We start from the raw sequence: 12,491 nt of genomic DNA on the forward strand, positions 1-12,491 counted from the left end.
GACGAAGGCGACGACCAGGCACCCGCCGGCGAGGATTCCCGCGGGCCATGCCCCAACCCGCGCGCCCACGCGGACGCCTCGCCCGACGACCGATCGGACCTCCATGCGTGGCCTCCCTCTGCCTTTCTCAAGCACCGCCCGGCTGCACGGTGTCCGGCCCTTCGGCCATTCGATGAATTGTGCCCACCGGTTCGGGTGACAGGCTGCGTTTTCTTCGGTCCTCCCGCATATGCCGCCCCTGAACTGGGCCCTGCATCGAAGCGCGGGCGCCGGTCGGCGCCAGGGAGAGAAGGGATACCGGATGCGCGTACTGCGCGCTCTCATGGGGAGCACCCTCGCGTGGCTGCTCCTGATGGTCGGCATCGCACCGGCCACGGCTCAAGCCGCCCACCAGGGTGCGGTCGGCATCGCTCACTGCCCGACCGAGAACCGCGGCCGCGGGACCAACTCCGCGCCACCGGCGCTCCAGAAGTACTTCATGCACGACTGGCGGCTGGGACCGGCGGACCTTCCCCGCACGGGCGCCCTCGGCCAGATCCTGAAGGGCTATCACCGCACGGACGGGACGGACGCCTACTGGTTCCTCGGCTGCTACTGGCAGACGGATCCGCAGACGGAGAAGTCCGGCTGGTGGTACCCCGACAACAACGGCTTCGTCCTCCAGAACGGCAAGCCGGTCGAGCGTGATCTGACGCTCCGCGCGGGGCAGTTGCTCGACCTCTTCGGCAGCGGCTTCGGCCGCTTCCTCGCGCCCGCGGGCACGCCGTACGCCAAGCGCGCGATTCCGCCGAGCAACCTCGACACCTTCGACCCCGCCCACCCGTACGGCTATCACCTCTACCGGGTCCTCAAGTCGTTCACCGTCCACGCGGGCCCGATCAGGCCCTGGTTCGGCCAGCCCGGCCAGGGGCTCCAGTACCTCACGGACAAGCCGATCCCCGAGCTCGTCATGCTGAAGAACCTGGAAGAGCTGCCGGTAACCTGACCGCGGCAGACCCTGGGTGGTCTCGGGCAACAGCGCCGGAGACCACCCGGGCGACCACGGACAGGACCGACCGACCTGATGGACAGAGCAGAACTCGTCGAAAGACTCCGCGAGGCGGGCGTTCCCGAGGCGTTCTACGAGATCGCCGGTGTCCCCGCCGTACCCGCCCGACCCGATGCCCATTACTTTCTGCGTCGTACGGCGGACAGTTGGTGCGTCGGCCTGAGCGAACGCTCCCAGGACAGCGTCATACGGCGATTCGCCACCGAGGCCGACGCCTGCGCGTACCTCTACGACACGCTCATCCGGGCACTCGCTCCGCCGACCGGCAAGGCAGCGCCCTTGGAGGATCTGCTCGCGGACAGCGCGGAGATCCAGCGGCAGGCCTGGGAGGACTTCGAGCGCGCGGCACGGCACGAGGGCGACGAGGGCGACGAGGACGCCGGCTCCTGAGCTCACTGGAAAGGCGGAGCAGGGCTTGAAGGACAAGGGCGCGGCTCCTGGAAGCGGTCCGCGTACGGGCTCGGGGCTCGACGTGCGGGCGCACGCGCGGCAACGGTGGGCGGCGCGGGCGTCGTTGACGTTCGCCGGGCTGGCCGTGATCGCACCGCTCGGCACCGCATCCTCGGCCGGGGTGGTCCTCGTGCTGGTCGGGGGCCTGTCGATCGCCGTGAGCCTGGCGGCGCTGTGGTGGACGCTCACCCGGCGGGGTTGGCTCCGGGCCGCCGCGGGGGTCCTCGCGGTCGCCGCGCCCGCCGCCGCGATCGCGCTCTTCGCCGTGGCGCGGCTGCTGTGGTTGCCCGTCCTGCTGCTGGCCCTGTGGGGACTTGCCGTGTGGACCGGGAAGGTCGCGCTCAGCGGCACGCGGTCGCACGTCGTACGGGTCGTCGAGTACGAGACGCCGCCTCCGGCACAGCCGTATCTGATCATGAACCCGCGGTCCGGGGGCGGGAAGGTCGAGCGGTTCGGGCTGAAGGCGAAGGCCGAGGAGCTCGGGGCCCGCGTGCATCTGCTCGGCACCGGCCGGGCGGACGGGCCCGAAGACGTCGTCGCGCTGGCCCGTGCTGCCCTCGCGGAAGGCGCCGATCTGCTCGGAGTCGCCGGCGGGGACGGGACGCAGGCGCGGGTCGCGGCCGTCGCCGCGGAGCACGACGTGCCGTTCCTGGTGATCTGCGCCGGGACCCGCAACCACTTCGCCATGGACCTCGGGCTCGATCGCGGCGACCCCTCGGCATGCCTGGACGCGCTCCGCGACGGGGTCGAACTCCGGGTCGACCTCGGCTTCGCGGGCGAGCACCCCTTCGTGAACAACGCGTCCTTCGGGGCGTACGCCGCGGTCGTGCAGAGCCCCGCGTACCGGGACGACAAGGTGCGCACGACCCTGGATCTGCTGCCCGAACTGCTCACCCATGAACGTGGGCCGCGGCTCACGGCGCGCGTCGCGGGCACCGGCGGCCCCGACCTCGTCATCGACACGCCCCAGGCCGTCCTGGTCAGCAACAACCCCTACCGCATGGAGGACGTGGCAGGCCTCGGCTATCGGGAGCGGATGGATCTGGGCGTGCTCGGGGTGCTCGGCGTCAAGGTGGAGAGCGCTGCCCACGCTGCCGGACTGCTGCGCGGACGGAATGCCGAGGGGCTCACCGCGGTCACCGCCCGGCAGGTCGTCGTCGACTGCGACAAAGGGGATGTCGAGGCCGGCGTGGACGGCGAGGCCCTGGTGCTGCCCGCACCGGTCGACTGCCGCATCCGACCCGGCGCCCTGCGGGTCCGGGTCCCCCGCACCCGGCCCGGCGTCCCCGCGGTCACACCGCCCCTGGAGTGGCGGCGGCTGCGCAAACTGGCGGCGACGGTGGGGCGGACGGCCCTCCCGAAGCGCCGGCAGAGCCGGTAGCGGCAAGCGCCTGCCTCTGCAAGGGCGAGCGCAGGTGCAAGTGGCAGCTTCTACAAGCCCTTTCCACCCGCTCACAAGTGAACCAACCGTCTCCAAACGGTAGTTGATCTACTTCTCGTCACATGGAATTCCCCGATTGGACGGGCGCGAAGAGGGTGCGCAGAAAGCGTTTGCCGCTAAGTTTTGGCATGCTCACACCCCGATCGGTCCACCCCCCGTAGGAGACACCCCCATGCGCAGACTCGTCGCCTGCCTGGCGGCCGCGGTCGCCGCCCTCGGCGGGCTCACGGCGGCAGCCACGCCGGCCGCGGCTGCCGGCTCGGGCACGTTCAGCGTGCTCACGTACAACGTCGCCGGCCTTCCGGAATCCCTGTCCAGCGCTTCGACACCGCGCGACACCAGCACGACGGAGATCGGCCGGCGCATCGCACCGTACGACATCGTCAACGTCCAGGAGGACTTCAACTACCACGCGTACCTGTACTCCACGGACGCTCACCCCTACCGCACCGCCACCAGCGGCGGCGCGGGCATCGGCAGCGGGCTCAACACCGTCTCCGACTACGCCTGGGACGGTGACGACTTCGAGCGCGTGAAGTGGAACTCCTGCCAGCTCGACTCCGGCGACTGCCTCACCCCGAAGGGCTTCTCCTTCATGCGTGAACGCCTCGCCGAGGGTGTGTACGTCGACTTCTACAACCTGCACACCAACGCGGGCACGAACGACGGCGACCTCGCCTCGCGCGCGGACAACCTGAACCAGATCACGTCGTTCATCCAGTCGCACTCGGCGGGCAACGCGGTCGTGGTCATGGGTGACACCAACACCCGCTACACCCGCACCGGCGACACCATCGCCGAGTTCGCCGCGGCCAACGGACTGACCGACGCCTGGGTGCAGCTGATGCGCGGCGGCACACCTCCGGCCAAGGGCAGTGACGCGCTGGTCTGCGACCAGACGGGCGCCACCGTGCCGAACACCTGCGAGGTCGTGGACAAGGTCCTGTACCGCAGCAGCAGGCTCGTCACGCTGAACGCCACCTCGTACAACAACGAGCACGCCAAATTCCTGACCTCCGACGGGCTCATGCTCTCGGACCACGACCCGATCACGGTCGGCTTCTCCTGGTCGCAGAACCCGGACTTCCAGCTCAGCGACCAGTTCGGCGGTCCGCACGGCGACTACTACCAGGACATCGACAAGGTCCCCGCCGGCGCCCGCGCCACCACCGTCGCGCTGCGCTACGGGTCCCGGGTCGACCAGGTCGGCATCACGCTGAGCAACGGCACCACGCTCACCCACGGCGGAACCGGTGGCACGGCATCGTCGCTGACGCTGGGCAGCGGCGAGTATGTGACGACCGCCTACCTCTGCGAAGGCGTGAAGGACAGTCACACCCGGATCTTCTACGCCAGGTTCACCACCAACCTGGGCCGCACCCTCGCGGGCGGTACGACCACCTCGGACTGCGTGACCCGTACGGCACCGTCGGGCTGGCAGATCGCCGGCTTCCACGGACGTTCGGGCGACGAGCTCGACAAGGTCGGCTTCATCTACACCAAGCGCTGACACCGGGCGCCGGCCCCATGACGGCCGGCCGAGCCCGTACACCTGTGGGACGGAAGCGACTCCAGGTGTACGGGCCACCGGCGGACCGGAGTTCCCCGGTCAAGGCGACTTCGACGATCTGACCCAGCCCAGCGAGCGCTCGACGGCCCGCTTCCAGTCCGCGTACTCCCGCTCCCTGCGCTCGGGGTCCATGTCCGGCAGCCACTGGGCGGCCCGGTGCCAGTGGCGGCGCAGGACCTCCAGGTCCGACCAGTAACCGGCGGCGAGCCCGGCGGCGTAGGCGGCGCCGAGGGAGACCGTTTCGGCGACCATGGGCCGTACCACGGGCACATCGAGCACATCGGCGACGAACTGCATCAGCAGGTTGTCCGCCGTCATCCCGCCGTCGACCTTGAGTTGCTTGAGGGGGACCGAGAAGTCGGCGTTCATGGCGTCGACGACCTCGCGGGTCTGCCAGCCGGTCGCCTCAAGGACGGCTCGGGCCAGGTGTCCCCTGGTGATGTACGAGGTGAGTCCGACGATGACACCGCGCGCGTCGCTGCGCCAGTGAGGTGCGAACAGACCGGAGAACGCGGGGACGATGTAGCAGCCGCCGTTGTCCTCGACCGTGCGCGCGAGGGTCTCGATCTCCGGGGCGCTGCTGATCAGGCCCAGACGGTCCCGGAACCACTGGACCAGTGAGCCGGTGACGGCGATCGAACCTTCCAAGGCGTAGACGGGGGCCTGGTCCCCGATCTTGTAACCCACGGTCGTGAGCAGCCCGTTGCGGGACCGCACGACATCGGTACCGGTGTTGAGCAGCAGAAAGCTCCCCGTGCCGTAGGTGCACTTCACCTCTCCCGGGGAGAAGCAGGTCTGGCCGAACAGGGCGGCCTGCTGGTCGCCGAGGGCTGCCGTGATGGGGACGCCCGGGAGCACCAGGCGGGCAGCGCCGTACCGTTCGGCGGACGACCGGATCTCGGGCAGCATCGTGCGGGGCACCCCGAAGAACTCCAGCAGTTCCTCGTCCCAGGTGAGCGTGCGGATGTTCATCAGCATCGTGCGGCTGGCGTTGGTGGGGTCGGTGATGTGCAGGCCGCCGTCCGCTCCCCCGGTGAGGTTCCAGATGAGCCAGGTCTCCATCGTGCCGAAGAGCACCTCGCCGTCCCGGGCACGCTGTTCGAGCCCGTCCACGTGATCGAACAGCCAGCGGAGCCGCAGTGCGGAGAAGTAGGTCGAGGGCGGCAGACCGCAACGCTCCACGAAGAACTCCTCGCCGGGGCGCTGACCCAGTTCCTCGACGAGCGGTGCCGTGCGGATGTCCTGCCAGACGATGGCCTTGTCCAGCGGGGCACCGGTGCGCCGGTCCCAGAGCACCGTCGTCTCCCGCTGGTTGGCGATACCGATCGAGGCGACGTCCTTCGCGCCCACCCCGGTGCCGGACAGTGCTTCGGGCACGATGCGCTGCAGATTGCGCCAGATCTCCAGGGCGTCGTGCTCGACCCATCCGGGCTTGGGGAAGTGCTGCTGGTGCTCGCGCTGCGCGACCGTCACCAGCCGCCCCTGCTGGTCGAACAGAATGCATCGAGTAGAGGTGGTGCCCTGATCGATGGACATTACATACCGTTCAACCATGATCAGCTCTGCCTTCCGATGTGTCGAAGAGGCGGGTGGCTACCAGCGAGCTGCGCCCAGGTCTCTGGAGATCGCCCGTGCGGCCTCACGGAGCAGGGTGATCAGGTTCGGGAGGGGACGGCCCTGGCTGTCGCAGATCCGCTCGACCGGCCCGGACAGTCCGATGGCGCCCACGACAAGACCTCCGTGCCCTCGGATCGGTGAGGCGACGCCGGCCTCGCCCATGCTCATCTCCTGGACCTCGGCGGCCCACCCGAGTTCCCGGACCTCGGCGAGCGCCCGGGAGAGCTCCTCCGGGGCGACGATCGTGTGCCGTGTGTAGGTCTCCAGCCCGAATTCGAGAACCGCTTCCAGGGGGGCGGTACCGAAGGCCAGCAGAACCTTGCCGAGCGAGGAGGCGTGCAGCGGCAGCAGTGCGCCCACGTCCAGGGTCTGGAGCGTGTCGTCCGGCCGGAAGACGTGGTGGACGACCAGGACCCTGCCCTCCAAGGGGGTGCCCAGACGGACGGCCTCCCCGCTGCGGGCGGCCAGGGCGTCGGCCCAGTTGATGGAGCGCGACCGCAGCTCGTTGACGTCCAGGTAACTCGTGCCGAGATGTAGCAGCGCGGCCCCGAGCTGGTACTTTCCCGTCGCCGCGTCCTGCTCCACGAAGTCCACGTGCTGGAGCGTGCGCAGAATGCCGTGGGCGGTGCCCTTCGCCAGCCCGAGCGAGGCCGCCACCTCGCCGAGCCCGAGCCGACGGGGCCCACCAGCGAGCAGCCGCAGAATTGCCGCCGCCCGTTCGATCGACTGGACTGGGCCGGCCATGAAACGAGCCTAATACGCCCGTGGAGGGACCGCCTTACGTGCAGGTCACCGGCTCAGCACCAGGTCAGAGCCGCCGTTCGGCAATGCCGACCACTGTTCATTGACCGGCTCCGCGCGCCTGCCTAACGTGCGGGAAAGCGCACTGAGCCCCGGCGACCCGCCGGCAGCGCTCACCGGAGGAGAGCACATGGCGGCACAGCTCGAAATCAGGCCTCGGGGGGTAGTCGAACATGTCTTTCCGTTGCCGCCCGTCGCCGGCGCCGTCTCGGCCATTCGCCGGCATGTGAGGGCGGTCCTGGCCGCCTGGAACGTGTCTCCGGAGATCGTCGAGGACACGATCCTGGTGGTGACGGAGCTGCTCACCAACGCGCTCGTCCATGCTCTGCCGCCGGCGGAGCTGCGGCTGTCCTGGGGCCGGCGTGACGGCCTCAGGACCCTGCGCGTGGAGGTGACCGACGCGGGACCCGTACTGGCGGCGGGGCAGTCGCCCGACGGAATCGACCCGGACGAGCACGGCCGGGGCAAGCAGATCGTCCACGCACTGTCCGCTCGGCACGGCATGCGCATCCAGTGCGGTGGGGTCACCCGGTGGGCCGACCTGGTGGCGATGTGAGCACGGGCGACGCCCCGCCGGATGCGCGTCCGGACCGATCGCCTGATGCTGGTGATGTGACCAGGCAGTTTCGCGTCGTGGTCTCGCCGCCCTCACCGAGCGGAGGCCGCAGGGTGCGCGTGGACGGCGAGATCCTCGGGCTTGCGTACGGCGTGCCGGATGTCGCGGAGTTCCTGCGCCGGGCCGGGCTGGACATCGACCCGGACGAGGTCGCCCATTCACCGCTGATCGAATGGCGCGAGGTCGGGCCGGATCAGTGGGGCACGCAGCAGACGTGACGCGCCCCTGATGTTCAGAGATCGAGGTCGGCGGCGGCACTGTAGGCGTCCTGGGCCACTGGACGACACCGGCCGGAACCGGCGGCGGGATTCGAACCCGCGTTACCCGCTTGAAAGGCGAAGTAGCCGCTGCCTGCGCACCTGAACAAGAAAGACCGTAGCGTGGGCCGCCCCGTGGGGTCATCCGGTTTTCGGGAGGCGCCGGGACCCTGTTTTCGAAAGGGGCCGGGACCCTGCTTTCGGGAGGGGCCGGTCGCCCGGTTCTGCCGGTCCGTCAGCGGGTCGCACACTCGACAGTCCTGACCGAATGCGGTCGATCATTTGGGCATATCGTCCTTGTATGAGCGGTGGCGGATCCCCCGACGACGCCCTGGCGACGGCGCTGGCCGACGTCGTCCGCCGCACCGGTGCCGCGACCGGTGGTGTGTTCCTGATCGAAGAGGCCGCCGCGATGCTGCGCCTGGTGGCACTGTGCGGGCTTCCGGTCGAATTCACCGCGCCATGGCAACGGCTCTCGCTGACCACCCCCCTCCCGGTCACCGACGCGATCCGGCAGAACGTGCTCGTGTGGGTCGGGAGCCAGGACGAGATGGCGCGCCGATATCCCCGCACCGCCGCGGTCCTGCCCCACCCCTTCGCCCTCGCCGCGGCCCCACTGACCGGGGCACGCCGCTGCTGGGGCGCCATCGTGCTGATGTGGCCCGAGGACCACCCGCACGAGGCCACACCGCGCGAACGCGCCCACATCACCGCCCGCGCCCACCGCCTGGCCCGTCTGCTGGACGAGTCGCCGACCCACCCGGGCTGCCCGACCGACCGCATGTCGTCCCCGTCGACTCCGTACACCACCCCGAGCAGACCGGGCTCGCCGCCGTCGACTCACTGGACCGCCTCCCCGAAGGCGCTCTGGCCCTCGATCTGGAAGGCCGCGTCACCTTCGTCACCGGCACAGCGGCCAGGCTGCTCGGCCGTGGCCCGGACCAGCTGCGGGGAACGCGGCCCTGGCAGTCCCTTCCCTGGCTGGACGACCCCGGGTACGAGGACCAGTACCGTACGGCGGTCGTCAGCCGAGCGCCGGTCTCGTTCACCGCGGCGCGCCCGCCGGACCAGAGGCTGACCTTCCACATGTACCCGGACACCAGCGGCATCAGCGCCCGGATCACCAGCCATGACGACGAAGCCCGCGCCCCCGGTGCGCCCGCCGCCGCACAGCGGCCTCCGGCAACGCCCACCAGCAGGCTCTACCAACTCGTCCATCCGGCGGCCGCGCTCACGGAGACGGTGACCGTGCGCGATGTGACGGCGCCGGCCGTCGAGCAGATCCTGCCGGCCTTCGGCACCCAGGGTCTGGTCCTGTCCGTCGCCGAGGCAGGCCGCCTGAAGATCACCGGCCATCACGGCTACGCCGCCGACATCATCGAAAGCCTCGACGCCCTGCCGCTCGACACCGATCTCACTCCCGCGGGCCACGTCCTGGCCGGCGGCACCGCCGCCTTCTTCGCGAACCCTGCCGACCTGGCCCGCTGCTACCCCAGGGCACCTTGGATCAGCGGCAAACAAGCCTGGGCCTTCCTGCCCCTTGTCATCACGGGACGCCCCGTGGGCTGCTGCATCCTCACCTACGAACAGCCCCGCTCCTTCACCGCCGACGAGCGCGCCGTCCTCACCTCACTGGCCGGTCTCATGGCCCAGGCACTGGACCGTGCCCATCTGTACGACACCCAGCACCGCCTCGTCGGCGAACTCCAACGGGCCCTCCTGCCGGGCAGTCTGCACGCACGCCCGGCCTGGAGGTAGCCGCCCGCTCTCTGCCGGCCGGCCACGGAATGGAAGTCGGCGGCGACTTCTACGATCTGCTGCGCCTGGACGACACCACCGCCGCTGCCGTCATCGGCGATGTCGAAGGCCACAGCATCGCGGCAGCCGCCCTCATGGGGCAGGTCCGCATCGCCATACACGCCCACGCGAGTGCCGGAGCCACACCTGGTCAGGTCCTGGCCCGCACCAACCGGCTACTGGTCGACCTGGACTCCGATCTGCTCGTCGCCTGCCTGTATGCCCAAGTCGACCTCCGCCGCAGTGAACTGACCCTCGCCAATGCGGGTCACGTACCTCCCCTCCTGCGCCACGCACCACAGCGGGCCCGCATCCTGGACTTCGAACCCGGGCCGCTCCTGGGCATCGACACACACGCCCGGTACCCCCTCACCGCCACTCCCCCGCCCACGGGCTCCATCGTCGCGCTCCACACCGACGGCCTCGTGGAACGGCCCGGAACCAACCCCGCACAGGTCACCAACGGCCTGGTCCGTCACCTCGCACACGCCGACGACGACAGCCTGGAGGGCCTCATCGACGGCCTCGTCCATTGCGCCCGGCCCACCGGCCAGTGCACGGACGACGTCAGGGTGCTCCTGCTGCGCTCCAAGGGGCAGTCCTCCGTACCCTCTTGACCAGTCCTCGAAGTGGCTGGCTCTGCCGTCCCGTCGCACCAGGCGTCCCAGTCCGGCAGCCCGGGACCGGGGCATCAGGGTCCAAGTGCCGTCCGGGCGCAGGAGGGCGCTGGAGTGCCAGGGAGTGGTCCAGGCGTCGGGTGCGTCGAGGAGGCGGATGCCGAACTTGGGGGCGCCGACCGGCTGGGGGTGGATCGACAGGCGTACGGCGTGGGGGTGGTGTTCGGCGAGCAGGTTGCCCCAGGCTCGGCTGCGCTGGATGACGCCGTACGCCCGTTGGCGGCAGGCGCGTTGGAGCGCCGAGCGGGTGCCCGGATGGTCGGCGGTGTCCTCGACCAGGAAGCGGGTGATCCCCCGATACAGCGCGAGGGCGTGGTCGTCGGCGCGGATCTCGGCGCGCAGGGCGTCCAGGGTGGGGGCGTAGCGCTCGTGGACATGGGCGCGCTTCGCGTCGGACGGGAGGTCGCCGAGTACGTCGCGCAGGTCGAAGACGGAGAGTCTGTCCAGCCCCGACTCGGCCAGGAGCAGGCGCAGTTCGTCGGCATAGGCGTCGATGTGTGGGTCGGGGACGTTGATCAGGTCTCCGAAGACATGGCCGTCGGAACAGATGATCACGCGGGCGCCGGGCGGGTGGATCCGCTCGATCTCGGTGCACAGGGTGTTCAGGAATCCGAGGGAGAGGCGTTCCGCCTGGTCGGGGAGATGACCGAGCACCTTTGCCGGGTTCGGGGACTTGCAGGGAAAGCCGGGCAGGGTGAACACGACGGGGGCGCCGTCATGTACGAAGCGGGTGATCCGGCGCAGTTGGTGGGGGAACGCCTCCGCGGAGGCGAGGGCGGGGGCGTCGTCGGTCGTGCGGTGGTGCGGCAGGAGCAGGTCGAGTATCGCGGTGCTGATGGCCGTGGTGCGGGTCTCGTCCGGCACGGTCGTCAGGGGCATGCTGGTCTCCGGGTGGGGTGCGGGCATCTCGGACGTGGGTTGGCGTCGACGCCGGGCCGGCGTCAGCGACGTCGGTCGTAGGCGACCGGCAGGTGGCTGGTGCCGCGGCCGAGGACGGCCGGGGTCCACTGGATGTCCTCGTCCCTGATGGCCAGGTGGAGTCCGGGCAGACGGGTGAGCAGGGTGCTCAGGGCGATCCGGAGTTCGGCGCGGGCGAGGGCGGCGCCGGGGCAGAAGTGGATTCCGTGGCCGAAGGCGAGATGGGGGTTGGGGCTGCGGTCGAGGTCGAGGGTGTCGGGCTCGGGGAAGCGGCGGGGGTCGCGGTTCGCCGCGCACAGGGAGACGATCACCGAGTCACCGGCCGGGACGCGGGTTCCGTGCAGGTCGCTGTCCTCGGCGAAGAAGCGCCAGGTGGTCAGCTCGAAGGCGCTGTCGTAGCGGAGGAGTTCCTCGACCGCGCGGGGCAGGAGGTCCGGCTCGTCCCGTAGCCGGGCCGACTGGTCGGGGTGCCGGAACAGGGCCGTCAGGGCCGTGGTGATCTGGTTGGTGACCGGTTCCTGTCCGGCCACGAGGAGCTGGAAGACCATCGAGTCCAGTTCCTCCGGGGAGAGTTCGCGGCGGTCGCGGGCCAGCACGAGACGGCTGAGCAGGTCGTCGTCCCCGTACTCCCGCTTGTGGGCGACGACTTCGGCGATATAGCTCTGCAGGCCGTGCAGCCGCGCCTCGTACCGCGGGCGTCCCGGGTCGGTGGGGCCGACCGGCTGGACGACCTTGCCCCAGTCGCGGTCGAAGCGGACCGCCAGTTCGGGTGGAAGGCCGATGACTTCGGCCAGGACCTGGAAGGCGAAGGGGGCGGCGAAGCCGGTGACGAGATCGGCGGGTCCCTGTTCGGGCAGGGCGTCGACAAGCGCGTCGGCCAGTTGCTGGAGGCGGGGGCGGAGTTGCTCGATGCGGCGCGGGGTGAACGCGTCGGTGACGTAGTGCCGCATGCGGGTGTGTTTCGGCGGGTCCTGGTGGAGGAGATGGACCTGGAGCTGGGAGTGCTGCGGCTCCGGCATGATCGAGGCGCGGGCGCGCCAGCGGTCGTTGCCCCGGTCGTGGTTCTTGCCGAGGCGGTCGTCGTTCAGGGCGGCGTGCGCGGCGTCGTACCCGGTGACGAGCCAGGCCCGTACGCCGCTGGGGAAGAGGACGCGGTGGACCGGTCCGGCCTCGCGCATACGCTCGTACAGGGGGTACGGGTCGGCCTTGTAGGGGCAGCCGATCAGTGGCACCGGGTCGGGGAGCGTCTGCGGGGCCACGGCCGGTGGGGGTTCTTCCTGGATGGTCATGCCGAGGCTC

The 12,491-nt window shown here is 70.3% G+C and carries 11 protein-coding genes and 2 pseudogenes; 9 read left to right on the forward strand and 4 right to left on the reverse strand.

Features of this window, described 5'->3' with window-relative positions; translation table 11 throughout:
* The first annotated feature begins 301 nt into the window (after window positions 1-301).
* From ACZ4EG_RS08875 to ACZ4EG_RS08890, 4 genes are all read left to right on the forward strand, one after another.
* Complete coding sequence (locus tag ACZ4EG_RS08875; protein WP_467790113.1) at window positions 302-985, forward strand: TNT domain-containing protein; 684 nt, start codon at window positions 302-304, stop codon at window positions 983-985.
* Between the two features lie 78 nt (window positions 986-1,063).
* On the forward strand, window positions 1,064-1,438 hold the full coding sequence (locus ACZ4EG_RS08880; RefSeq protein WP_467790114.1) for a hypothetical protein: 375 nt from the start codon (window positions 1,064-1,066) through the stop codon (window positions 1,436-1,438).
* Window positions 1,439-1,463: 25 nt separating this feature from the next.
* Window positions 1,464-2,879, forward strand: a complete 1,416-nt coding sequence (locus ACZ4EG_RS08885; protein WP_467790115.1) for a diacylglycerol/lipid kinase family protein — start codon at window positions 1,464-1,466, stop codon at window positions 2,877-2,879.
* A gap of 232 nt (window positions 2,880-3,111) precedes the next feature.
* The gene (locus tag ACZ4EG_RS08890; protein ID WP_467790116.1) at window positions 3,112-4,449 is read left to right on the forward strand and encodes a jacalin-like lectin; all 1,338 of its coding nucleotides are present in this window, start codon (window positions 3,112-3,114) and stop codon (window positions 4,447-4,449) included.
* A gap of 99 nt (window positions 4,450-4,548) precedes the next feature.
* On the opposite strand, the gene glpK is transcribed toward ACZ4EG_RS08890, so the two are convergent.
* Window positions 4,549-6,063 (reverse strand): glycerol kinase GlpK, encoded by a 1,515-nt coding sequence (gene glpK / locus ACZ4EG_RS08895; protein ID WP_467790117.1) that lies wholly within the window; start codon window positions 6,061-6,063, stop codon window positions 4,549-4,551.
* Window positions 6,064-6,102: 39 nt separating this feature from the next.
* Window positions 6,103-6,870 carry an IclR family transcriptional regulator gene (locus tag ACZ4EG_RS08900; RefSeq protein WP_453546480.1) on the reverse strand — a complete coding sequence of 256 codons (768 nt, stop codon included), beginning with the start codon at window positions 6,868-6,870 and terminating at the stop codon, window positions 6,103-6,105.
* A gap of 187 nt (window positions 6,871-7,057) precedes the next feature.
* Between ACZ4EG_RS08900 and ACZ4EG_RS08905 the strand changes: the two genes are divergently transcribed.
* The 5 genes and pseudogenes from ACZ4EG_RS08905 to ACZ4EG_RS08925 all read left to right on the forward strand — a co-directional run bounded on the left by ACZ4EG_RS08905 (window position 7,058) and on the right by ACZ4EG_RS08925 (window position 10,214).
* On the forward strand, window positions 7,058-7,483 hold the full coding sequence (locus ACZ4EG_RS08905; protein WP_453546477.1) for an ATP-binding protein: 426 nt from the start codon (window positions 7,058-7,060) through the stop codon (window positions 7,481-7,483).
* Between the two features lie 56 nt (window positions 7,484-7,539).
* Entirely contained in the window at window positions 7,540-7,761 is a 222-nt protein-coding gene (locus ACZ4EG_RS08910; protein ID WP_453546475.1) for a hypothetical protein, read from the forward strand.
* A 501-nt stretch (window positions 7,762-8,262) separates the two neighbouring features.
* Window positions 8,263-8,811 (forward strand): annotated as a pseudogene (locus ACZ4EG_RS08915) (PAS domain-containing protein); the annotation flags it as partial.
* 75 nt (window positions 8,812-8,886) lie between these two features.
* On the forward strand, window positions 8,887-9,558 hold the full coding sequence (locus tag ACZ4EG_RS08920) for a GAF domain-containing protein (protein WP_467790415.1): 672 nt from the start codon (window positions 8,887-8,889) through the stop codon (window positions 9,556-9,558).
* A gap of 29 nt (window positions 9,559-9,587) precedes the next feature.
* Window positions 9,588-10,214, forward strand: coding sequence for a PP2C family protein-serine/threonine phosphatase (locus ACZ4EG_RS08925; RefSeq protein WP_467790416.1), 627 nt, complete (start codon window positions 9,588-9,590; stop codon window positions 10,212-10,214).
* Window positions 10,215-10,220: 6 nt separating this feature from the next.
* Here the strand turns inward: ACZ4EG_RS08925 and ACZ4EG_RS08930 are convergent.
* Window positions 10,221-11,153, reverse strand: a pseudogene (locus ACZ4EG_RS08930) (L-tyrosine/L-tryptophan isonitrile synthase family protein); the annotation flags it as partial.
* Between the two features lie 62 nt (window positions 11,154-11,215).
* Window positions 11,216-12,481, reverse strand: a complete 1,266-nt coding sequence (locus ACZ4EG_RS08935; RefSeq protein WP_467790118.1) for a cytochrome P450 family protein — start codon at window positions 12,479-12,481, stop codon at window positions 11,216-11,218.
* Window positions 12,482-12,491: the final 10 nt, after the last annotated feature.

It is taken from the genome of Streptomyces sp. NPDC025638 (genome assembly GCF_055558775.1).

Bases quoted from the DNA above. Each gene is read 5' to 3' on its own strand.
- ACZ4EG_RS08935 (WP_467790118.1), bottom strand. From the start codon at position 12,481: ATGACCATCCAGGAAGAACCCCCACCGGCCGTGGCCCCGCAGACGCTC.
- ACZ4EG_RS08925 (WP_467790416.1), top strand. From the start codon at position 9,588: ATGGAAGTCGGCGGCGACTTCTACGATCTGCTGCGCCTGGACGACACC.
- ACZ4EG_RS08920 (WP_467790415.1), top strand. From the start codon at position 8,887: ATGTACCCGGACACCAGCGGCATCAGCGCCCGGATCACCAGCCATGAC.
- ACZ4EG_RS08875 (WP_467790113.1), top strand. From the start codon at position 302: ATGCGCGTACTGCGCGCTCTCATGGGGAGCACCCTCGCGTGGCTGCTC.
- ACZ4EG_RS08900 (WP_453546480.1), bottom strand. From the start codon at position 6,870: ATGGCCGGCCCAGTCCAGTCGATCGAACGGGCGGCGGCAATTCTGCGG.
- glpK (WP_467790117.1), bottom strand. From the start codon at position 6,063: ATGGTTGAACGGTATGTAATGTCCATCGATCAGGGCACCACCTCTACT.
- ACZ4EG_RS08890 (WP_467790116.1), top strand. From the start codon at position 3,112: ATGCGCAGACTCGTCGCCTGCCTGGCGGCCGCGGTCGCCGCCCTCGGC.
- ACZ4EG_RS08880 (WP_467790114.1), top strand. From the start codon at position 1,064: ATGGACAGAGCAGAACTCGTCGAAAGACTCCGCGAGGCGGGCGTTCCC.
- ACZ4EG_RS08905 (WP_453546477.1), top strand. From the start codon at position 7,058: ATGGCGGCACAGCTCGAAATCAGGCCTCGGGGGGTAGTCGAACATGTC.